Below are 21,300 nucleotides of genomic sequence, written 5' to 3'. Positions count from 1 at the left end.
CTGAATTGTGTTGCCGGGTGTACGTTCAAAGGTACCACTTCGGTTTTCTTACAGGCATAAAAACCTGTAACAAGCGTGACTATGATGACAAGCCGGCAAAATTGCTTTATGCGGTTAGCAGTTTGTTCATTGTATATATGTTAATAGCCATTGTTTTTCGTTGCTTATAATGTAACAGTGATCTTCGGCCGGTTCACCATGAAACCAAAGCGCTTTCTCCTGCTTTAGCCAGTACATAGCGGAAACTATACACAGGCATTTTGATATCCTTATCCCTGCGCATCTGCATGGCATCCATGATACCATCATACAGACTCTGCGTCTCCATTTTTGCATAGTTTCCCTTTGCTGTTTTGATGATGATGGTACGCGGTCTCAGTGTGCGGACGTCTTTAAATGTCTTTACTGTTTCCTGTGAAAGACAATAGATCATATGCCGGTACTTATTTACCTGTACCTGTATGGCGGGATCGGGATTTTCGATGTCTTTCATGATATCAGGGCGAAGAAAATTGCCTTCGAAAGTATACACAACATGTCCCAGTGGCTGACCAAAAGCCCCCTGATCATCCAGTCCCGTCTCACCAGGATATTTAAACTGGCTGTCATCCGGTATTTCGGTCACATCATCAAAAGCAGCGTCCAGTACAACCAGTCCGCCGATAGCTGAAGTACCATATCCAAAACCGCTTTTAGCCCATTATTCGCAGTGATATTGGCACGCGCCATTCCGCTGAAAGCGATATCCCAGCGATCAGTACTCCTATAGCCGATACCAATAGAGGTGAAACGCTCCAGACTAAAAAACATCGGATCTGTATCATCCAGCGGCTGATGCCCTTCCGGCAGGTGCGCACCCAGATTCAGGATCTGTATTTCACGGTTGAATACGGAATCACTGGGTGGTACATCTGCTTCCCAGTCCACCCCGTTCAGGTCATATACTTTACCACAGGCGCTGCAGAGGACAGCAGCCACCATGAGGCAATAAATCATTCTGAATACCATCAGATTATATTAAGGACATGTAATGGAAAATTGGCATAGCCTAACGTCGGCGCAAAGTTGAATGAAACTTATTACCATAGACGGAGAAATAAGGGAGGATTTGTACCATTGACGGAAAAGTTATCAGCATCGTCCATGTATACAGGTTATCAACGGCATTAACAAAAAAAGACCACCTGTTGAAAGTGGTCTGTTATCAGAATTCGAGTGGTAATTTCATCTCCATGACAATGGGTACAAGATTGTCCAGCGACTTTCGCAGATCCGCTTCGAGTGCTGTTTTTCTGTGAGTTTAAAAACGAATTCGTTGATGGGATTTTTATGCAGGTAATAATCAATGGTCAGTCTGGCCTTATGATCGTTTATTTTCTCTACGGTATAATAGGTGGCTCTTTTCCTTTTTTCTTCTGTTTCACTGAATACCACTTTATCTTCCGGATCGTAGAAAAAGCTACTGGTATACATCAGCACTTCCCGGCCGTTATTCATTACATGCCGGTGACGGCTTCCAACGCCCGGCAGGAAATGTTCTACTTCATCTACGGCTTTCAGCCCTACCTGCCAAAGATGACGGAATTCAAAGTGGAAACAGTATATATCAGGGTTTTAATATCGACCTCATATTCTTTTGATACGGAAAACACCTTCACTTTACGGGATAGCTCCAACTGAGGATCCGGCTCCGGTGGTAATTGTTTTCTCAGTTCGCCCAATTGTGTATAATGGAACAGTACGTTACCGGTTTCTGTTTCTTTGTTACTGGCGTTCCATTTCATCCACGCGGCAAGATCAGGCTTTGTTCATCCCGGAAGAGTTTGTCTGTCACAAGCCAGTATTCATGTTCTGCAATATCATTTTTCAATAACTGGTGCGCAACGATGACGTCTTTGCCAATCAGTTTACTGAAATTCTTCACCTGATAAGTTGTAAACTCGCCGTAATGTGTGATCACTTCAGGGTAAGATTAACGGCTGCCACACAGGCGTGGCACTGACATATCTTGCGTTGATCGTAAGCGTTGAGGTGGCGGTGGAATTCACAGAACATTCTTTCCACCTGCTGATATAATACTTCCAGTTCAAGTGGTGCACCAAACTTATAAAACAAAATGGCATCTCCTTCTATTTCGGATATCTCGAACCCGGCCTGATTAGCATTGATCAATACCTCCAGTAACTGTTGAATGATATGATGGCTATGTTCAAGTTCGATCTCATTCACGAAACGGGTAAAGCCACTTATATCGGGGATAAAAAGCAGCCCTTTGTTTTCCATCGTTTTTTTTTAAAGTTAACGAAAAAAACAGGGGTTAAATATAAAAATCCCCGGTTATCAGCCGGGGGATTATATACAAGATAAGTAGTGTACTCTATCAATATTCGTTCACAACCACCGGCGGTGCAAGATATTCCTTGTATGCTTTGATCGCTTCTGCTGTCAGTTCTTTTTTATTCTTCACCTTTTCCACATCTTCCAATGGATAAAACAGATCGGGTTTGGTATTGAACTTAGATGGTTCTAAAGGTTGAGGTCCGTTAAATATGTAAGACAGTTCATCATCGAAATTTTTATAGCTATACAGGGTGATCCACACTGCAGGTTTATTATCAATCTGCACCTTTATGCGGCTTACCTGTTCGATGGGTTCATCTGCATTGTATTCTTCCATGTTATAAGCCAGATAAGCACGTCCTACCAGCTCCTGAGTCAACAGGTGTTGAATCTGTGTCAGGTGCTGATCGCTTTCGATGTCAACAATGAATGAGTAAGCTACCACATCATCATTGAGAATATCTTTTAACACTTTATCATTTACTTTGATACCATGATTGATCAATCCACGTGCAGCAAATGCTTTGATAGCAGGAATTGAATCTGTCAGCAATTTAGAGAAAACAGCATCTGCCTTCACCGGCATTCCCGGCAAGGATAAGGTATTACCGGTAGCCAATACGCGGCTCAACCATACAAAGCTGCCATTCTCTTTCTGATCGGCATTCCATGCTTTTAACTGGCGTTCCAACAGTTGTACCATACCCGGCGCCAATCTTTCCAGACCATACTTTGTAAAATAAGGTGCTCTCCAGATGGAATCCTCATTGAAATGAACAACAAACTGTTGCAGGAGGCTTCCTGATTTCTCCGCAGCTGCAATAATAGCCGGCAGGTATTTTTCCTGCATGCCATTGTCTTCCATAGCATAGGAGAAGATGTTATCATTGATATCATTATCCTCCGGAATGGCTGCTGCCAGAAGGATAAATGTCTGCATAGCAGTGTCCAGAGGTATTCCGCTGAGCATACTTAAAAGTTCTATCCGTAAACCTGTATCTTTTATAGTGGCAAACAAACGTTCTGTAGCTGCTACAATCGTATCATCCGCCATTTCCTCCAGATTTACCAGCAGCTGTACTCTTCTGTAGCCGGTGGTATCCAGCGGGAATGGAACTTCCAATGCTTTTAAGATGGTAGATTTATCAAGACTGTCCGGACGCATGTAAACCAGATACTCGCTGGCATCTTTGAAAGCAGTCGTATCTGTCCCTTGCAGATCTCCCAGTAGTACGCCCAGTTTCTTATCTCCGATTTTCAATGGAGAGGCCTGTTCTTTTTCTCCCGGACGGAAGGATTCAAAGAACTGTTGTGCACGACCGGCGCTGACTACTTCTTCAGGTATAATGGCAGACAAACAATACATCGCATGCCCTACAACGATCACTCTTCTATATGAACGCAGACTTGTATTCAATGATTTCAACTCCGTATCATATACCGGCCATCCGTTTATCACCGATTTCCTGTAATCTGCTACAATGAGAGAAGAATCTTCCGGATGAAGAAATGTTTTCATCAGACTATCCGGATCACCACTATGATAACGTGAATATTTATTGACCGTAACAATGTAAGAGGAAAAAGAGGCACTATCCAGTGCTGCATATACATCGTCAGAGACTGCCATTGCCTTATCATGACCATAAAAGGTAAACGATTCAGGACCATTGATCGTAAAGCTGCTGTCAGCAGCCGTAAAAGGTGTATGCAGTTCCTGTGCTTTTACCGGCAGTATGTTGAAGCCATCCAGAAAACCTTTCCAGTAACTGCTGTCTTTGCTTTTACTATCATAGGTACAAAGCAGGCTATAGGCCAGATTCCCCCTTGATATAAAGTGCAGACGGGACATATACCCGCTGGTATGACGATAAACCAGTTTAAAGAAAGCGTAACCATCTTTTCTGGTCATAGTTGAATCGATCAGTTGTGAAGTGGAATCCTGTCTGAGCAGTACAGTACGGATACCTGCCAATGCAGCTGCATCATCTGTATTGTAATACCCTGATTTCATTTTCTCAATGCGCAGCACATATGAAATACGATGCGCATCGTCCAGTGCGGTATAGGCTTCTACCGGACGCGTTTCCCCTTTATGATCCGCTTTCACATAATTGGCATCTGAAGGCATAACTGCTGAAAAGCCCAGTTCCGGACGATACAGGGTATCATACACACTTACTGCACGCACCACATCATAGAAGCGGACAGATTTGAAGAAGTCTTTCCTTGCCGTGCTATCTGTACCTTCAGAACCATACATAAAAACAAAAGCCCTGTTATTGCGTATAAACAGGCGCATATGGAAGGGCAGCTTGCCTTGCATCATTACGGCTTCAGTACCCGGAATATCCCTGTAAACAATCGGATATGACCTTTTCAGCTCGGCTTTACCCTGTGCCGCCATATTTGCGATGAGCATATCCACCAGTTCTTTTTCATTTTTATCCAGTTGTGGCAGATCCATAGACAGGGAAAATGCGGCTTCATTGTCATTGGTACCTACATACATTTTCCGGTTCATATTGGGGATCGGATAAGCGATAGGTACGCCCGGAAATACGACGCTATAGCCATCTGCCATTCTGTTGAGTGTGTATCCTTTCACACTATCCAGCCGTTGCCGTTCACGTTGTGCCACACCTGTAAAGGTGGCCTTCACCGGATTCACACTGAAACCTTTGGCACGCAGGAGTGTGATGAGGCCCGTATTACCGGAGAGATGTGCAGCGCCTACAGCGGCAAATACACTTTTGCTTTTTATCAGTGTGGCAAGGTTAGCTGCCATTTCGATATTACGTTTACCCAGTCCCGGTCCCATATCATCTGCCTTTGACTTATCCACAAGGTTGTACATACGTTGCGGATCACCGGCATAATAGATATTAACAAGCGAGTCCAGAAAATTCACACGTGCATCAAACAACTCTTTTTCCGCCGGTCTTTCGTTGGCTGAAATCTGATACCCGATACTTTCAAGGAAGATTTCCTTTTGCAATGCTGTTACATCTGCACTCATGAAATACAGCTGGTTTTCAAGACGCTCAAGACTATGCACCGGCTTCCCCATAAATGTGGCTTTCTGATGCAGCCACCCATCGAGGAAGATATTCTCTGCCTTTGCTCCTGTACCCGCAGTTTTACTGATCACTTCATCTTCATCCAGCAACAGTTTTTCTACGAACCAGAGTCTTTTCAGATTCAGTTGTGCGATCGGCACGCCTGACTTCTTCATTACCAGACTATCCACAAATCTATATTCTGCGGGCGTCAGTATTGTACGCATATAATTTACGGTATCCCGCAAGGGACCACCGGGTGAAAGCATATATGCCATAACGGAATCAAGATCGATCTCCATGGCAAATGCATCTGTGCTACGCAATGCCAGCAACACCGAATCACTGAAGTCAAACACCCTCTTTTCTGTCAGGTGCATGGTACCAAACAGGTAGGAAGGCGTACTTACTCCGGGGCCCTCTATACGCCAGAGTAACTGATAGTCAGGACGCTTTGTATGCTGGGCCTGCAGCAGGAATGGTGATAGTAACAGTGCAAGCAGTACAGACCATGTAATGCGGGAAAAGAAACCGGCTTTGAGGTGCCGGGGATAAGTGTAGGACACTAACATATACACAAAAATAGTAAAGTATTGATATGTCAGCTGTTCTTTATCTGGACTTCCGAAAATAGGAAAAGAGGCTGTCCGCCGATGACAGGACAGCCTCTTTCAATATTGGATAACAACCTTTTACGATTAAAGTGCTGTAATTTGCCATTGCTGATTAGCGCCACTATTCCAATTCCACTGAATCACATTACCTCCGTTGGCTGTTGACTGACCATTGACATCCAATGAGAAACCGCTGTTCCTGTTTAATAACTTGTAATAACCGAAACCTATATCAACAATCTGCCATTGCTGATTGTTGCCGCCCCAATAGTCCCATTGCACGATTGCTGCTCCTGCGGCAGTAGATTGACCATTCACATCCAGCGACTTAACACTATTCCTGTTAATCACAGAAAAATAATTGCTCCCTGCAGTATTGAATGACCATTGCTGGCTGTTACCACCCCAATAATCCCACTGATCGATTGTGGCGCCGTTAGTAGTCAGCTGGTTATATACTTCCAGTGCTTTACCACTGTGTTTATTAATGACTTTATAATAAGCTCCTGTTGTAAATGATGCATAAGGAGGTGTAATTGTGCCGGTTCCCCACGCATATTTTAAACGGGTTAAACCTGAGTTATTATTAGTAGCAAGGGATGTGCCATTAGCAGTGAACATACTGTAGGTATCGCCTGTGCGCAGTCCCGGCCAGTATACACAACCTACGCCCAGTTCCCGCAAAGAATTTGTCATGCCCTGCAGATAGGTGTTATTCACATTTGATCCCGGTGCACCGCTGTAATTGGTGCCATCTGTCATTACGGTACCAAACTCGGTGACAATAGTCCTGTTCGGATAAGCCAATGATTTCACCGGCTGTTCCCAGTCGGCCGTTGTTGTTTTACTGCTTTCAAACCAGGTATAATCATGAAAAGAGAGCATACAGCTGTCAAAACGGGTATCTGCGCCCACCGTATTCACTCCTGTGGAGTAGCCGGTACCGTCCAGCACAACCCTGTTTTTAGGCACACCAGGTATCTTGTTACGAATTGATTATACAGGGTCAGCAGGTCTGTTGAATTGTAACCGTGAGGCTCGTTAAAGACCTCAAAATAGATCAGCGGATTGGACCGGTATGCAGCGATGATCGCATCCCACATCTGCCAGAAGGTGGTAGTATTATCGATCAGTCCATTGCGGGAGGAGGCACCTTCCCAATATGCCAGCAGGACTTTCATGTTTTTAGTGCTGGCTTTATCAATAGCACCTTTATATGCCTGCCACCATGTACCCAGTACTGTAGGCGGATTAACCGGCAGCCGTACCGTATTGGCGCCTGCTGTCTGAAAGCCGCTCATATATAATCAGCTTTGGTCTGAATGGTGGCATAGCTGTCACTGATAGTGGTACCTGAAAGGACCAGTTCATCATCAGCAAAGTTATCCCGGGTATCGGCCCAGTTGACACCTTTAAAATCGGAAGAAGGCAGGGCTGCTGCAGCGACAGCTGCTGTAGATGGGATTGTTAAAGTGTTGGCGATACTGTTGTCAACATCTTTTTTGCAGGCAAACAGCATAGTGGCTGCGAATGCAAGAAGGGGAATTTTTCTTTTCATACGTGAGATTTATAATGATAAAATATTAGGGTGCTGCAAGTAGGAATGTGGGTTAATAATCCTTCAGATATGATCTGTAACGATGGGGGTTATTCGTCGCAGATTCGTCGCTTCGCCGTCGCTTGTTCGTCGCTTCTTCGAATGAGTCATTTTAAGCAGCATATTATCCTGCGGCGAGATCATCCAACCAGCACAAATATCTGCTCACTCATATACAGGCGCAGTAATTTTTTCAGATAGCCGGAGATAACGGTTTCAACTATCCGGATGGTTGACGGTATACAAATTTGTGCAGGATGCAGTACGTTAATTATTAATTGTAAAAATTACAATTAAATGTAACAACAATGGAGGAGCCCGCAAAATCTTTATTTAGCTAAATATGCATTCTTCATGAAGGAAATAAGCTACCTGACTTTTATATAATCGATCAATGCCCAGCGTTCTTCATCAGTAAGATTGGAAAAATCAGGGCATTCAAAACCATATTGTTTTTTTAACCGGATCTGGCCGGTATCTGCACTAACAGAGGCACGGTTTTTTAAAAAAGCATACATCCACTGATCATTCCTGACATTTACCCGTTCAGACAGTGCCGGCCCCACAAGCTTAATAGCAAGAGAATGACAGGATACGCAATACATTCTAAACAATCCCTTTCCTGTGACAGGAGCACGCGAGATGAAACTATCAACAGATGTGATATGATTCTTTGATACATTACTTTCTTCAAAGACAACTGACCGGAAAATGTCGAGGGCAACCACTGGCTGTTTTAAATCTGAACCATTTATGATAAACTGATCTTCCCGGTTAACAGAGATAATCATCACGGCCAGATGACCGGGAGTTTCTGACAACCCTATATTTGCCCGTAATCCATTAACGGTATCTGCTGCATATTTCATTTTTTCATCTGTAAATTGACCTACCTCCTCATAATAGTGTCCATAACCAAAATGCAGCGTATCCGTTCCATTAGTCAGTCCGCCAACATAGGTATCAATACCCTGCTTCTTGAATTTGGTCCAGCCGGCAGGCACCGTGAGCTTAAAAACACCGAAATCAAGTATTTTCTTTTGAGTTTTGTCGGCACATGCAACAACAAGCAGCAGTAAAACCGGAATGAAAATGTTACGTGGGTTCATAAGTATGAGGGAGATTTGTACTCAATATAGCATTTCCCTGTGCAATTACCGTTTAATCCGGCTGATGTTGAAAACAGTATCCGTTGCCGATGCTTGTCATGTGTTTACATCGGGTTCCTTTTTTAGTAATACCCTGACAACGCACGGTATTTCCTGTACCAGCCGGCTTCTTTTGGTTTTTTTCTGAGGTCTGTTCTATAGGCTGCTGCAGTAGTTGCTGTACAGGTGGTATCAATGACTCCTGTACTTCCGGATGACAGATCCTGCAAGGATCCAGATGCATGCGACGCGCTTCTGTCAGTGACAATCGCTGAGAAACATTTTTTACCATCCTGCAATCTGCTGTATGATATTTTTTACCGTATGGTGTTTTATAAACTGACTGGGAATACAATCCCGGCATCAGTAACAACAGGATATATACCAGTAACAGGACAATACCGGCTTTGACAACAGAGGACAGGCAACTTCTTTTTTGAGGGTGCGGCTTCATTAATAGTGGGTTATCATATATACCGCTGCAGACAGCAAATGCTATCCGCAGCGGCAGAGGTTATTCGCTTAATTGCTGATAGATCTGATGTAATTGGAAAATGCGTTACCGAAGGAATCTGTTGCTTCGTAATTACTGAATTCATATTCCTCATGTAAGCCATTACGGGTCTTCAGAGATATACTACCATATCTCACTATTGGTATCTGTCGGTTGTCTTTAAATCGCTTATCAGGCTTGCCGTTTTTGTTTACCTTTTCCCAGGTTGTGTCGATCACCTTACTATCACCGGGTACAATACCATTTTCCACAAATCGGACAGGTCCGAAGTCAAACTGTAATTCGTTGTATCCGATAATACCAAACTGGTCGCGGGAGTCGTACATGATCACAAATCCGGGATATAGATACAGGTCTGCGCCATTTGCATTCTTCAGCCATAAAGGCGCCCTCTCAGATCTGATGTCGGGAATACTTTTCACGGCAACTGCCACTTCTCTTTTCATCACAAGTGTTGATGCGGCAGACCTTGCCGCTACCCTGTTCTGCTGCACCGCATTGGTAACGTCCCATACTTTCTGTGAGCGTGATAATTGTTTAAAGGCCTCTTCCAGCACATTGAATTTCGCTTTCATTTCTGCGTCAAACTCAATATCCATCTGCATATAACTGTTATCGATCTGTTCTTTTATACGAAGTATCGCATCCTGTTGTGCAGAGATGGTTGCTTTTATCTGCTCTGGTATTGTACGTATAAACAGTCCGTATATAAACACATAGGAACACAGCAACTTCATGCGGGATACAAAAGCGCTGACTGTACCTTCGCGAGGTCCTGTGTCAGTTCTTTCTTCTGACGGTGTGCAGAGATGATAGTGTCTTTTATGCCCTGCATATCATTGCTGGTAACATCATTGGGGGCTACACTGAATATGTTGCCACGGTCTTCCGGCTCCAGTGTTGCCACGTCCGGCACATGGCTTTCCGGTCTGTGAGACTGGCCGGGCGCGGGCGACAATCTTTGTCTGTTATAGATGCCTAAACCGGGAATACTTGTATTCAGATAGGTGCCATTGGGACCAATGTTCAGGCTCGCACCTCTGACTCCGATGGTCGTGCTGATACCTTTACGGCTGATATTGAGGTGTACGCCGGGGATAATTTTAATTCGTTTTCTATAGCTCCATGCCATGGAATGATGTTTTTGGGATAAAATAGTTTGTCACGTATGGAGCAAATATCAAAGAAATGCCCGCGTACGCAATCACGTCTGCCCAAAAACCGGAAAAATCCCCCCTTTATGCTCAGGGGTACAGCAGGTACTTTTACGTGTCTCTTTATACTTTGATAAACCGGGTTCCCATGAAGCACGGATCTCTTCCGCTGTTTTGCCGGCAATAATCTGTTGTTTGAATGCAGACACGCCTGCCAGATAGTCGATGTTTCCTATCTGGGTACTGGTACGGTCAAAGAAGCGGGCCTTATCAGATAAGCATTATAGAGAGAGATCATCCACTCAAGATTGATCTTTTTCTGACGACGTAGTCCGGCTACATCATAGTTTCTGAGATCCAGCCCGTAGCATTCCTTATTCATATGTAATGGCGTTTCGCTCATACCGGGAATACTCACCGGTTTAAAGGAGAAACTGTATTTGTCCTTTAATGCAGGACTTCCCAATATGGTAAAAGGATATTGTGTACCTCTCCCCTGACTGATGACAGTACCTTCAAATAAGCAGGTAGAAGGGTATAATAATATACTCTGTTGTGTATTCAGATTCGGTGATGGTTTTACCGGCAGGGTATATTCCATGTCATGCCGGTAGTTTTTCACCGGAATGATTTTCAGTTTACAGGTCTTCCCACCCGGCAACCAGCCTTCCCCATTGATCATTTTTGCAAACTCTGCGATGGTCATTCCATGCGCAATGGGAATCGGAAACTGTCCGATACCTGATTTCAGGCGCATATCCAGCACCGGTCCGTCTACCAGATAACCATTAGGATTGGGACGATCCAGTATCAGGACTTCCTTATTATTCTCTGCACAACCTTCCATGACATCTCTCAGTACATTGATATAGGTATAAAAGCGGCATCCTACATCCTGTATATCAAAGATGACAATATCTACATCTGCCAGCTCGGCAGCACCTGGTTTACGCTTAGCTCCATACAGTGAGATGATGGGCAACCCGGTCGCGGCATCTTTTTCATCTTTCACTTTAGCACCGTTGCTGGCATTCCCACGGAAACCATGCTCTGGTCCGAATACCTTGACAATTTTAACCCCTCTCTTCAAGAGACTATCCACCAGATGACTATTTCCGATGACGGTAGTAGGATTAGCCAGCACCGCGACTCTTTTTCCTTTCAATAAGGGGAGATAGGCAGCCGTCTGGCTGGCGCCGGTAATAATACCGGTATCTTCCTGTTCAGTCCGGACAGGACTGACTTTTGTTTCCGGACGGGAGGCAGGACAGGTAAATAAGGTAACCAGAGTGGCAATCGTGCATATTATCTTCATATCTGAATCGTTAGCTATACAATATACAAATAAGCCGGATAGATTTACGCGAACAGATAGCAAGTCTTATGCCTCAGACCGCCTGACCAGCAACTAATCTAGCACCAATTATAGTTGAGCCTTCAACTATTTTTCCGCATAGCGTAAATCATTTTCCCGATTGCATAAACTGTTCCGCTGTTTATGGCCCAACTTCGCGGCCCAAACCTAAGTATTATATGAGATTATTTCAGACCTTACTTTTGATGCTCCTGGCGTTCAGTCCTTGTATGCTGTTTGCAGAAGACGGCAACGGAGTCGTTAAAGGTACAGTTAAGACGACAGACGGAAAGGCTGCTGCGATGGTATCAGTAACATTAAAAAACACGAAGAAATCGACCATTACAGACGAGAATGGCGCTTTTTTACTGAACAATGTGAAACCGGGCACTTATACCTTACAGATTACCTTGCTGGGCCACGGCGCAAAAGAAGAAACTGTTATCGTCTCCGCTGATAATACTACTGAGATCAACATTACTTTACAGCTGTCAGACATCCAGTTGCAGGAAGTAGAAGTAGCGACCGGCCGTAGTAAGTTCGCAAAAAAAGAATCTGACTATGTAGCGCGTCTTCCTTTAAAAAATCTGGAGAATCCGCAGGTATACAATATTGTATCTAAAGAACTGATGCAGGAACAGATTGTGACCAACTTTGACGACGCATTGAAAAACACACCGGGTGTTACCAAACTATGGTCATCTACAGGCCGTCCTACAGACGGTGCGGGTTATTTCTCTATGCGTGGTTTCAGCGTACAGCCAACTATGATCAATGGTATTCCGGGTCTGACCAATGGTGGTATTGATCCTGCTAATGTAGAAAGAATCGAGTCTATCAAAGGTCCTTCCGGTACTTTGTTTGGCAGCAGCTATATTTCTTTCGGTGGGTTACTGAATATCGTTACCAAAAAACCTTACGAAACTTTCGGTGGTGAAATCAGTTACACTGCAGGCGGATTTGGCCTGAACCGTGTGACAGCCGACGTGAATGCACCACTGAATGCAGATAAAACGGCATTACTGCGTGTAAACGCTGCTTATCATGATGAAGGCAGCTTCCAGGATGCGGGTTTCAAAAAATCTATCTTCTTCGCGCCAAGCTTCTCTTATAAGGCAAATGATAAATTATCCTTCCTTGTAAATGCAGAGTTTTACAATGCTGAAAGCACCAATGCACTGATGGTGTTTTTCAACAGATATCGTCCGCTGATTGCGCGTACGCCGGAACAACTGCATATGGATTTCAACAGGTCTTACACCAGCAATGACCTGACACACAAAACGCCTACCGTGAACCTCTATGGTCAGGCTACCTATAAGATATCTGACAACTGGACATCTCAGACTGTATTGTCAAGAAGCTCCCGTAAAAGCGATGGTTATTACTCTTATGTGATGTTTCTGGATATGAGTCCTACAGGAGGCGCTGCTCCGGCAAACGATACTTTACTGAGCCGTTTTGCATACAATCAGAATTCTACCACGACCACAACAGATATCCAGCAGAACTTCATCGGTGATTTCAGGATCGGTAATCTGCGTAACCGCGTAGTATTCGGTCTGGATTTCAATGACCAGAGCACTGTGAATAATAATAGCGCATATGCACTGTTTGACTTCGTAAACGTGACCCGTAATGATGACCCACGCTATGCACAGCTGACAAGAGCAGCAGTGGATGCGAAACTCGCAGGACAGGGTGGTACTAAAGATGGTAGCAGTGCACAGGTCTACAGTGCCTACATCTCCGATGTACTGAATATTACAGACGCGTTAAGCGCAATGGCCAGCTTACGCGTTGACCGTTTCGAAAGCAAAGGATACACAGATTTCGCAACCAATACGACAAGCGACAAATACGGTCAGACAGCAGTATCTCCGAAATTTGGTCTGGTGTACCAGATCGTTAAAGATCAGGTAAGTGTATTTGGTAACTATATGAATGGTTTCAGCAACACCCCTCCCGGCACAAGAGTACTGCCTGACTACACCAACATTTTCAAGCCACAACAGGCGAACCAATGGGAAGGTGGTGTAAAACTGGATGTGCTGAACCACAAAGTAGCACTGACTGCCAGTTATTATGACCTGCTGGTGTCTAACATGACCCGTCAGATCACTGTAGAACGTGAAGGTACCGCCTACAACGTTACGATACAGGATGGCAAACAGAAAAGCAAAGGAGTGGAATTTGATGTGATCGCGAATCCGCTCCCGGGTCTGAATATCGTAGCTGGTTACAGCTACAATGACAGCAAATCATTACAGACAGATAAAGAATACCTGAACAGAAGACCGGTATCTGCAGGTCCGGCTAACCTTGCGAATGCGTGGATCAGCTATACCTTCACCAAAGGCACTGTAAAAGGTCTTGGTCTGGGCTTTGGCGGTAACTATGCAAGTGATAACAATGTAACCAACGGTCTGACCACTGGTTTATTCACACTGCCTTCTTACACGGTACTGAATGCATCTGTATTCTACAATGCAAAATCATACCGTCTGGGTGTAAAGCTGGATAACGTCAGCAACAAGGAGTATTTCACAGGATGGACCACTCTGGAAAAACAAATGCCAAGACGTCTGTCAGTGAATGCAACTTTCAGATTCTGATCTTAACAACGCTCATACCATATTACAAAAGGCCTGCGCTCTTATTATAAGCGCAGGCCTTTTTATTTTCCGCTATATCCTTAAAAGTTTATTTCAGTTGTCAAAAGCATCCCCATTACCAATTCTTAATATCTAATTCCTAATTAAATTTTACTTTTGCGCAGTAAATATTCGAAATTCACCCCATTGGTTCATAAAACCCAAATGTCATGTCAACAACCCTGTTCGAAAAATTACTGGAAAACAGTTATACAGAACAACAGCCCGTCTCCATATTTTTGACAAGCGCTATTGTACACGGTATTGTCAGTCAGCTGCATTCCGGCGCCGTAGAGGTCAGAACTGCTGAAGGCAAACGCTGTACGATCAAAACCGACAAAATAGAGGCGATAGAAACATTGTAACCGCACTCTTTTATTATATCATATCTAATTGAAAAGGATGGACAATACGACCCAACATTCCCTGCCGGGACTGATCCGGAAAGTACTGGGAAGCCCCCACGCAGAACAGGTAATCAAAGCCCAGATCATTCAACTGGCCTCACAGAACCTGCATGTTCCCGAAGTGACCACTGCCCTGCTGGAAGTACTGCCACAAACGAAGGACAAAGAAACCCGCGACAGACTGTTATTCTTCCTCTCATCACTGAATACCTCCCGTTTTACGGACCTCAGTGCATTGTTTGATGCATTGATACTGATATTTCAACAGGAGAAAGACCGTGATACCCGTACGGCCCTGCTTTACCGTTTACAGGAAAGTTTGCATCAGGATAGCCGTCTGGCCCCCTTCTTTATTACACTGGCTGCTAATACGCAACTCAGTGAACAGGAAATGGCGGCGGTACAGGATACTTTATCTACATTACCGGCTGTGACAGAGGATATTGCGCTGGCAGCACTGGACAAACATCGTAATGGCGGTACATTATTACAGTTACAGGCGCTTACACTGGCGGAAAAATGCCCTGTATGGGGAGAAAAGATCGTATCTGCTTTACAGCCTTATCTGGATGTAAAGAATGACAAGGATATACGTGTACGCATCCTCAGACGTCTGGCGGATGCCAAACTGCTGGATACAGCTTATGCACCACTGATCATACAGGTATTACGTACTGACAATGAGTCCTATATGCGTGCACAGGCCTTGCTTGCATTACAACGCATACGTCCATGGAATGGAGATATGGTGGCACAGGTATACTGGTCTTCTGTACAAGACAGTGACGAAAGTATCCGTCAACAGGCATTGCGTCTACAGAAAGAGATGCCGGAACTAAGCAATGAGCAGCTGATACAGATGGCTGCCGCTCTTGCCGGCGACCGATCAGCAGGCGTACGTCTCACTGTACTGGAACTCCTGAAACCAGTGATGCGATTGCCTGAGATTCGCAATACAGTGGCTGCTGCATTCAGTTCCCATCCCGGCGTTTTTGATGATGCAGAATTCAATCAACTCACAGATATGCTGGCCCCTTATGCAGGCAGAGATCCGGAGATCAGCAATATGTTGCTGGACGGTATTAAAGACCTGCCTAATACAGCACAGCGTAAAAAAGTACTCTCATTACTGATCGGACGTCTGAAAACCGAACAGGTTCTTGATACACTATTACAGTTATTCACAAAAGAAAGGGATGAAAGCCTGCGGGAAATACTTTTCAATCAGGTAAAAGCATTGTCTGTTGCCCGTCACCCGCAACTGGTAGATGCCTTCTGTACAGAACTCACAGAACCGGGTTCTCCTTTCAGGGTTACCTGCGCAGGTATACTGACAGGTGTAGCGGAGCTCTATCCGCAGATACCAGCCGCGCTGGAAGATGTATTATTATATGACACAGAAAGGGAATTACTTCGGATTTGTCTCGATGGTTACCTGCGCCCCGGCGTAGAAAAACGCTTCGATGTACTACTATCCGTTGTACGCAACGAAATGGTGGACACGCAGTCCAGACAAAAAGCACTGGACGCCATTCTGAAACTAAACCTGGAAGCCGGTCAGCAGGATACACTCACAGAAGCCCTGGCAGGTATTAAACCCAATACGCTGAAAACATCCTGACATGAGTAACATCATTGAACAAATCAAAGAAAGAAGAACGGCCAATACCGCACAATCCCTGATGATGCTGGATATGGTATCGCTCTCTGATACAGATACAAAATACTCTCTGCTGTCATCAGCAAGCCCATACCTGCAGGATCCCGCGATTGCTGCAAAATGGATAGACCTGATCGAAGCAGAAAAAGATACACAGCTTAAGGCGGATATGTTGTTACAGTTAGCCGGTACTGGTATGCACCAGATAGCTGTCAAAGAACGGTTTATCAATGTGCTGATCGCTTCTCTGCAACAGGACGAAAGCAGAGATATTATTCTTCCCCTGCTGGGAAGATTTTCCGTGACAGATAAACAAGCCAGACAGCACCTGATCTCCTTCTACAGGCAGCAGGACAACAGGGATGTCAGCAGCATGATCTTGTCCTGGTTGCTGATACCTATGGATGCGACACCGGAAGATCTCAGCTTTTACAAAGAAATACTAAACAAGGTAGACGAGGCTGACAAACTGGTATTGGTGAACAGATTACTGCTGCAAAACGAAGCAGACCTGCCACTGATCAGTCAGTTGCTGACGCCGGAAGAACCATTCCCAATTAAAGAAATGGTACTACGCTTCTGTTTTGACCGGTCTTATGTACCCACTGATGCATTGACCCGACTGATAAAATCAGACAGATCTCCCCTGATCTGCATACGTTGTATACAATTGCTGGCAGTACATGGTATAGACAGTCCGGAACTGCTTGATGTACTGCTCGACTCCGGCAGGAACGATCCGGATGCCCATGTAAGGAGTGCTGCATTGCATGCTTTTTCCTATAGCATTCAACTGACACCGCCGATCATTGCTCACCTCTGCACTAATCTGGCTACGGAGAAAGAAGCCAATATCGCATTGGGACTGATCAACATGCTGGCGCCATACACTGCGCAACATGAGACATTATCCAATGCACTGTTACAGCTGGTTGAGCAGAATATCCAGACGGCACTTGCAGTACGCATTTATGAAATTCTGGGTAAGCTGATTCCACAAAGGCCTGCATTATTTGAAAAATTCGTGCAGTTATTCGAACAGGAACAACAGACAGCATGCCGCACAGCCATCCTGAATGCTATCGCCTCTGCTGTGACAACAGGCGATGAGCTGAACAACTTTTACCTGAAGGCGCTTGACGCACCTTCTCCTGCTATTAAAGAAGCGGGTATAAGAGGAATACTATTAATACCACTGACCAGAGCCAATATTGCTACCGTAGAAGCAGCAGCGCCTGTACTACTATATCCGGACCTGCAGGCAGACCTCCGCCGTACGCTGGCCAGAAAGATCAGTACCATTCCGGAACTGTCCTCTGCCACCATACAGGTATTCAGCAAACTGGCTGATCACGAAACGGATGCCACCATCCGCGATATCTGTACAAGGGTACAGGAGAGCGCTATCTCGCAGGCAGGGGGCGAACATATCAACTGGGAACAATGGTTGCACAAGGCAGATGTTGAACATGACTTCTCCGGTATATTCCCGCATCTCTGGATGTACTATGACGATAATCCGGCCATGGCCCGCAGTATCCTCTGGGCAGCCCTTACACCCGGCAGCAGTTCTTCTCTCTATCAGGAGCGTGTCTCCGATGTAGAAATACTCCGTTTTCTGGCTGTAAAAGCGGGTATAGACGATAATCTCAGCAGATACACACTCAACCAGCTGTTGACCACAGACCTCGGTAATGAGTCTAAATTCAAGCAATACCTGCTTGTGCTGAAAAGTAATCCACAGTTTGCCGAGTTGAAAGAGGGATTATGGTCTTTGTTGGAAAAAAGAGGCCGCTATATCAATCTTCTTCAGCTGGATGAACTGAATCAGCTCATCTGGGGAGATGAACTGGAAGCAATTTTCCGCCGGCATCTGCAGCAACAGCAGTCTGCCGCAGGTATCCAGCCCTATATCAGTTATCTGACAGCCAACAGCTCGTGGGCACCTGTCCCTGATCTCCTGCAATGGATCGTTCAGCAACCTTTTGTACAACAGGATGCCGACGCCATGCGGGCATTGAAAGATGCCACCCGCAATGCCGGTATGGATCTGGAAAAGATGCTGCGCAATGCAGCGCCGGAGAAACCCGGATTTGCTGACGAAGAAGGACCCGGTTTCGCTGATTGATCATACAGTGACAACCGGTTAACTATTTGCTGACCCGATAACTTTAAACGATGCCTGAAGAATTAGCTTTATTCGATATACTATTAGCACCAGAACGTTCAGAAGCCGACCGTCTGAATGCATTGGACAGTCTGCAGCCCTTCCTTGCTACAGACGAAGCTGCAGAAAAATTGTCTCTTGCAGCAAGAAATGAAACTTCTGTTACGGTACGTTCCCGGATGCTGGAACTATTGTCTGACATACCCATTACCCGTCTTACACAAAGGAGTGCCTATATTGATACTTTTTGCTGGTTTGCCTGTCTGGAAACAGAAAGAGCACTACGGCTGCAAGCAGTACATAAACTGGCAGCACTAGCCGCACACGTAGATCTGGTGCAGGAGATACTGGCAGAAACATTGGTCAGCGATCTTGATATTACGATACAGCTGGCATGTATCCATGGTCTAGGGAATACAGTACAAAAAACACCTGACACCATCCGGAAGATCAGCACATTTATTCCACTGGCACCTGCGAAAATCAAATATGGTTTATTGCAGCTGGTGAAACAGTTTCCATTGGAATCAGCGGAAGAACTGACATTATTATTCTTATCTCCATTGGAAAGCAGCAGTACCAGACTGGATGCCATCAGCTTCCTCGCCTCATTACCCGCTCCTTCTCCGATAGTGATCAGTAGTTTGTCAACACAGTTCCTGCAGGAAAATGACTTAAACGTGCGTACGGCCATTATACAATTGCTGGCCGGACTTAAAAACGCAGACCGGACATTATTCCCCGGCATTCTCGCGGCATTGCAACGCATGCCTGATCAACCGGAATTATTGGCCATACTGAAAGACAGACTGACTGCACATCCGGAACTGGAAGAACAACTGTCGCAACTGTTTACAGATAGTCCGTCCGCCGGATTAAAAATCAGTCTACTTTCCTTGCTTCGTCACAGTGAAATACCGGCACTGTTAATAAAAGGACTACAGGATACCAATCCTTATGTGAGAGAAGCTGCCATTCCTTATCTGCAGCAACACTTCGTCCGTTATCAGGATACAATAGAACCCGCATTGACTGAAGCCATTCGCAAAGAACCGCTCACGGTGTTACGAAGTGCGCTGATTACTGTGCTGTTACATACCGGTCGTAAATCGTCTGCTACAGAAGCGGCACTGATTTCACTGGCGTTGGCAGAAACCGAACATCACCTGAAAATACAACTGGCCGAAGCAGCTACGCAGATCGCTGTTACGACAGAAAATAAAATACCCTTACTGCAACTGTTCCGGGAAATCATGGAAGGTGTTTACTTCCCTGCTGCCATTAATCAGTTGTTACAGAACGTCTGCGTACTTTCTCCTACAGCGATTCTCCCGATCTCAAACGTAGTCTGGGACTGATGCTGGAACAGGCAAAAAACATTTCGGAGGTCGCCAATATCTACGGTTTATTAAAAACACTGGAAACAGATATGCAGCAACTGGCGCCGACCATGATCAATGTACTATACCGCCACATTGCATTTTATCCACAGGCACCACTGGATGAATGGGTACAGACGCTCGGAAAACTGTCAGCACAGGATGCTACTATAAGGGCGGAACTCCCTTATATCGTTTCACTGACCAAAGCGAACTGGCTGTTGTCAGAAACAGAAAAGGCAGATCAGACAGGTGCTTTTCTGCCGGCGTTCAAAGAACACTGTTGAAGAAGAATGGCATGCAGACTTTCATGGAAGCAGAAAGAATGCTGAATGAAGCGTGGCAGAACAGGACCATAAAAAAACAGAGGTTATTGCTTTGTATAAAATGCTGTTAAGTCTTCCAAAGACAGATGGCATTCTTCAACGGCTGCTGAATATTATGCAGACAGCAAACTTGTCACACCGGAACTGGTACAGATCAGCCTTGACTATCTGCTGACTTCCATTGACAAAGACGGAACCTACATGGTAAGAAAATATCTGGAAAGCACGGCTTTATGGATCTGGAATACCGGGACAGGGTCATTGCACTGTTTACACAAGACAACTTCCGCCGTTACATGCAACATAACCGTCTACCCTTCATTCCAAAAACGTTACAGTACCATCAATGACTGGGAGTACAGCGGCTGGTACAGCGCCTATAACGACTGCCTATAGCAGAACTAGTATTTGCGATGGAGCCGGACAGTTGATCACACAACTGTTTCTACTACTCCATCAGCCACTGACGCTCCTGAGGCGACGCTTCAATATCTTGTATTGGAACATTTTCAGAAAAGCCAGCGGTACATGGGCCAAAACAGTGTATAGCAACGCGGAAACCTTGCAAACTTTCCTGCGTCAGCTGGCCGACAATATCCGGATCCTGCCGGAAACAAACGGTCTGCGGGATAGAATGGCTTACCTGTCTGGAAGAAATGGAATGACTATGCAAGACTGATGAATGGCATCGATACCGCCTGAATTGGTCCAATGCGGCAGCGAGGTTTACGTAGCCATCTGTAAAGTACAGCAACGGCTGGAGCCAGACTTTTCCGGCAAGAAATTCCGGATATACTGAAAGGCATGAACAAGGTATTGTTCACCACAATGGCCATGGAACAATGAGTTATGGGACACCTTTGAATACAGACATTTTCCTAAAGCTGATCCGGATCAGGATGCAGCGCAACAGCTATACCAGCAGGC

General features: G+C 45.1%; 21 protein-coding genes and 1 pseudogene. 7 read left to right on the top strand and 15 right to left on the bottom strand.

Annotated elements, in window-relative coordinates; translation table 11 throughout:
* Positions 1-193: 193 nt before the first annotated feature.
* From FEF09_RS28115 to FEF09_RS28065, 15 genes and pseudogenes are all read right to left on the bottom strand, one after another.
* The gene (locus FEF09_RS28115; RefSeq protein ID WP_146308168.1) at positions 194-625 is read right to left on the bottom strand and encodes an HmuY family protein; all 432 of its coding nucleotides are present in this window, start codon (positions 623-625) and stop codon (positions 194-196) included.
* Positions 622-1,008, bottom strand: a complete 387-nt coding sequence (locus FEF09_RS28110; RefSeq protein WP_146308167.1) for a hypothetical protein — start codon at positions 1,006-1,008, stop codon at positions 622-624. The genes FEF09_RS28115 and FEF09_RS28110 overlap by 4 nt, the downstream gene beginning before the upstream one ends.
* A gap of 216 nt (positions 1,009-1,224) precedes the next feature.
* The gene (locus FEF09_RS32220) at positions 1,225-1,497 is read right to left on the bottom strand and encodes a hypothetical protein (RefSeq protein WP_222597223.1); all 273 of its coding nucleotides are present in this window, start codon (positions 1,495-1,497) and stop codon (positions 1,225-1,227) included.
* A 65-nt stretch (positions 1,498-1,562) separates the two neighbouring features.
* Complete coding sequence (locus tag FEF09_RS32215; RefSeq protein ID WP_222597222.1) at positions 1,563-1,784, bottom strand: hypothetical protein; 222 nt, start codon at positions 1,782-1,784, stop codon at positions 1,563-1,565.
* Positions 1,781-2,283, bottom strand: a pseudogene (locus FEF09_RS32205) (DUF2652 domain-containing protein). Before FEF09_RS32205 ends, FEF09_RS32215 begins: the two are co-directional and overlap by 4 nt.
* Before the next feature lie 97 nt (positions 2,284-2,380).
* Positions 2,381-5,971 (bottom strand): TraB/GumN family protein, encoded by a 3,591-nt coding sequence (locus tag FEF09_RS28100; RefSeq protein ID WP_146308166.1) that lies wholly within the window; start codon positions 5,969-5,971, stop codon positions 2,381-2,383.
* A 126-nt stretch (positions 5,972-6,097) separates the two neighbouring features.
* The gene (locus FEF09_RS28095; RefSeq protein ID WP_146308165.1) at positions 6,098-6,967 is read right to left on the bottom strand and encodes an RICIN domain-containing protein; all 870 of its coding nucleotides are present in this window, start codon (positions 6,965-6,967) and stop codon (positions 6,098-6,100) included.
* Positions 6,934-7,314, bottom strand: a complete 381-nt coding sequence (locus FEF09_RS28090) for a cellulase family glycosylhydrolase (protein WP_146308164.1) — start codon at positions 7,312-7,314, stop codon at positions 6,934-6,936. The genes FEF09_RS28095 and FEF09_RS28090 overlap by 34 nt, the downstream gene beginning before the upstream one ends.
* A complete protein-coding gene (locus FEF09_RS28085) occupies positions 7,311-7,571 on the bottom strand; it encodes a hypothetical protein (protein ID WP_146308163.1) in 261 nt (86 codons plus the stop codon). Before FEF09_RS28085 ends, FEF09_RS28090 begins: the two co-directional genes overlap by 4 nt.
* Positions 7,572-7,978: 407 nt before the next feature.
* A complete protein-coding gene (locus FEF09_RS28080) occupies positions 7,979-8,719 on the bottom strand; it encodes a c-type cytochrome (protein WP_146308162.1) in 741 nt (246 codons plus the stop codon).
* Between the two features lie 52 nt (positions 8,720-8,771).
* Positions 8,772-9,212 (bottom strand): DUF5763 domain-containing protein, encoded by a 441-nt coding sequence (locus FEF09_RS28075; protein WP_146308161.1) that lies wholly within the window; start codon positions 9,210-9,212, stop codon positions 8,772-8,774.
* Positions 9,213-9,280: 68 nt separating this feature from the next.
* Positions 9,281-10,009, bottom strand: a complete 729-nt coding sequence (locus FEF09_RS33965; protein ID WP_261387859.1) for a hypothetical protein — start codon at positions 10,007-10,009, stop codon at positions 9,281-9,283.
* Positions 10,006-10,404, bottom strand: a complete 399-nt coding sequence (locus tag FEF09_RS33960; protein ID WP_261387858.1) for a DUF4236 domain-containing protein — start codon at positions 10,402-10,404, stop codon at positions 10,006-10,008. The genes FEF09_RS33965 and FEF09_RS33960 overlap by 4 nt, the downstream gene beginning before the upstream one ends.
* Before the next feature lie 72 nt (positions 10,405-10,476).
* Positions 10,477-10,635 carry a hypothetical protein gene (locus FEF09_RS33955; protein WP_261387857.1) on the bottom strand — a complete coding sequence of 53 codons (159 nt, stop codon included), beginning with the start codon at positions 10,633-10,635 and terminating at the stop codon, positions 10,477-10,479.
* 23 nt (positions 10,636-10,658) lie between these two features.
* Complete coding sequence (locus tag FEF09_RS28065) at positions 10,659-11,741, bottom strand: DUF1343 domain-containing protein (RefSeq protein ID WP_261387856.1); 1,083 nt, start codon at positions 11,739-11,741, stop codon at positions 10,659-10,661.
* Positions 11,742-11,959: 218 nt separating this feature from the next.
* Between FEF09_RS28065 and FEF09_RS28060 the strand changes: the two genes are divergently transcribed.
* The 7 genes from FEF09_RS28060 (at position 11,960) to FEF09_RS28030 (ending at position 21,052) form a co-directional block, all read left to right on the top strand.
* Complete coding sequence (locus FEF09_RS28060) at positions 11,960-14,395, top strand: TonB-dependent receptor (protein WP_146308160.1); 2,436 nt, start codon at positions 11,960-11,962, stop codon at positions 14,393-14,395.
* Positions 14,396-14,604: 209 nt separating this feature from the next.
* The gene (locus FEF09_RS28055; RefSeq protein WP_146308159.1) at positions 14,605-14,799 is read left to right on the top strand and encodes a hypothetical protein; all 195 of its coding nucleotides are present in this window, start codon (positions 14,605-14,607) and stop codon (positions 14,797-14,799) included.
* A gap of 37 nt (positions 14,800-14,836) precedes the next feature.
* Positions 14,837-16,462 carry a hypothetical protein gene (locus tag FEF09_RS28050; RefSeq protein WP_146308158.1) on the top strand — a complete coding sequence of 542 codons (1,626 nt, stop codon included), beginning with the start codon at positions 14,837-14,839 and terminating at the stop codon, positions 16,460-16,462.
* Position 16,463: 1 nt separating this feature from the next.
* On the top strand, positions 16,464-18,629 hold the full coding sequence (locus tag FEF09_RS28045; RefSeq protein ID WP_146308157.1) for a hypothetical protein: 2,166 nt from the start codon (positions 16,464-16,466) through the stop codon (positions 18,627-18,629).
* Positions 18,630-18,679: 50 nt separating this feature from the next.
* A complete protein-coding gene (locus tag FEF09_RS28040) occupies positions 18,680-20,026 on the top strand; it encodes a hypothetical protein (protein WP_146308156.1) in 1,347 nt (448 codons plus the stop codon).
* A complete protein-coding gene (locus FEF09_RS28035) occupies positions 20,026-20,334 on the top strand; it encodes a hypothetical protein (RefSeq protein WP_146308155.1) in 309 nt (102 codons plus the stop codon). The genes FEF09_RS28040 and FEF09_RS28035 overlap by 1 nt, the downstream gene beginning before the upstream one ends.
* Before the next feature lie 385 nt (positions 20,335-20,719).
* Positions 20,720-21,052, top strand: a complete 333-nt coding sequence (locus FEF09_RS28030) for a hypothetical protein (RefSeq protein WP_146308154.1) — start codon at positions 20,720-20,722, stop codon at positions 21,050-21,052.
* The last annotated feature ends 248 nt before the right edge of the window (positions 21,053-21,300 follow it).

The sequence above is a fragment of the Chitinophaga pinensis genome (assembly GCF_007896845.1).
Lineage (GTDB): Bacteria > Bacteroidota > Bacteroidia > Chitinophagales > Chitinophagaceae > Chitinophaga > Chitinophaga pinensis_C.
This window is presented reverse-complemented; position numbering and strand designations above follow the sequence as displayed.

Excerpts from the sequence above, each read along its gene's own strand:
- FEF09_RS28055 (WP_146308159.1), top strand. The coding sequence starts at position 14,605 with ATGTCAACAACCCTGTTCGAAAAATTACTGGAAAACAGTTATACAGAA.
- FEF09_RS28045 (WP_146308157.1), top strand. The coding sequence starts at position 16,464 with ATGAGTAACATCATTGAACAAATCAAAGAAAGAAGAACGGCCAATACC.
- FEF09_RS32215 (WP_222597222.1), bottom strand. The coding sequence starts at position 1,784 with ATGAAATGGAACGCCAGTAACAAAGAAACAGAAACCGGTAACGTACTG.
- FEF09_RS28075 (WP_146308161.1), bottom strand. The coding sequence starts at position 9,212 with ATGAAGCCGCACCCTCAAAAAAGAAGTTGCCTGTCCTCTGTTGTCAAA.
- FEF09_RS28040 (WP_146308156.1), top strand. The coding sequence starts at position 18,680 with ATGCCTGAAGAATTAGCTTTATTCGATATACTATTAGCACCAGAACGT.
- FEF09_RS28050 (WP_146308158.1), top strand. The coding sequence starts at position 14,837 with ATGGACAATACGACCCAACATTCCCTGCCGGGACTGATCCGGAAAGTA.
- FEF09_RS33960 (WP_261387858.1), bottom strand. The coding sequence starts at position 10,404 with ATGGCATGGAGCTATAGAAAACGAATTAAAATTATCCCCGGCGTACAC.
- FEF09_RS33965 (WP_261387859.1), bottom strand. The coding sequence starts at position 10,009 with ATGAAGTTGCTGTGTTCCTATGTGTTTATATACGGACTGTTTATACGT.
- FEF09_RS28060 (WP_146308160.1), top strand. The coding sequence starts at position 11,960 with ATGAGATTATTTCAGACCTTACTTTTGATGCTCCTGGCGTTCAGTCCT.
- FEF09_RS28100 (WP_146308166.1), bottom strand. The coding sequence starts at position 5,971 with ATGTTAGTGTCCTACACTTATCCCCGGCACCTCAAAGCCGGTTTCTTT.
- FEF09_RS28035 (WP_146308155.1), top strand. The coding sequence starts at position 20,026 with ATGCTGGAACAGGCAAAAAACATTTCGGAGGTCGCCAATATCTACGGT.
- FEF09_RS28090 (WP_146308164.1), bottom strand. The coding sequence starts at position 7,314 with ATGAGCGGCTTTCAGACAGCAGGCGCCAATACGGTACGGCTGCCGGTT.
- FEF09_RS28110 (WP_146308167.1), bottom strand. The coding sequence starts at position 1,008 with ATGGTATTCAGAATGATTTATTGCCTCATGGTGGCTGCTGTCCTCTGC.
- FEF09_RS28085 (WP_146308163.1), bottom strand. The coding sequence starts at position 7,571 with ATGAAAAGAAAAATTCCCCTTCTTGCATTCGCAGCCACTATGCTGTTT.
- FEF09_RS28030 (WP_146308154.1), top strand. The coding sequence starts at position 20,720 with ATGACTGGGAGTACAGCGGCTGGTACAGCGCCTATAACGACTGCCTAT.
- FEF09_RS28080 (WP_146308162.1), bottom strand. The coding sequence starts at position 8,719 with ATGAACCCACGTAACATTTTCATTCCGGTTTTACTGCTGCTTGTTGTT.
- FEF09_RS32220 (WP_222597223.1), bottom strand. The coding sequence starts at position 1,497 with ATGAATAACGGCCGGGAAGTGCTGATGTATACCAGTAGCTTTTTCTAC.
- FEF09_RS28065 (WP_261387856.1), bottom strand. The coding sequence starts at position 11,741 with ATGAAGATAATATGCACGATTGCCACTCTGGTTACCTTATTTACCTGT.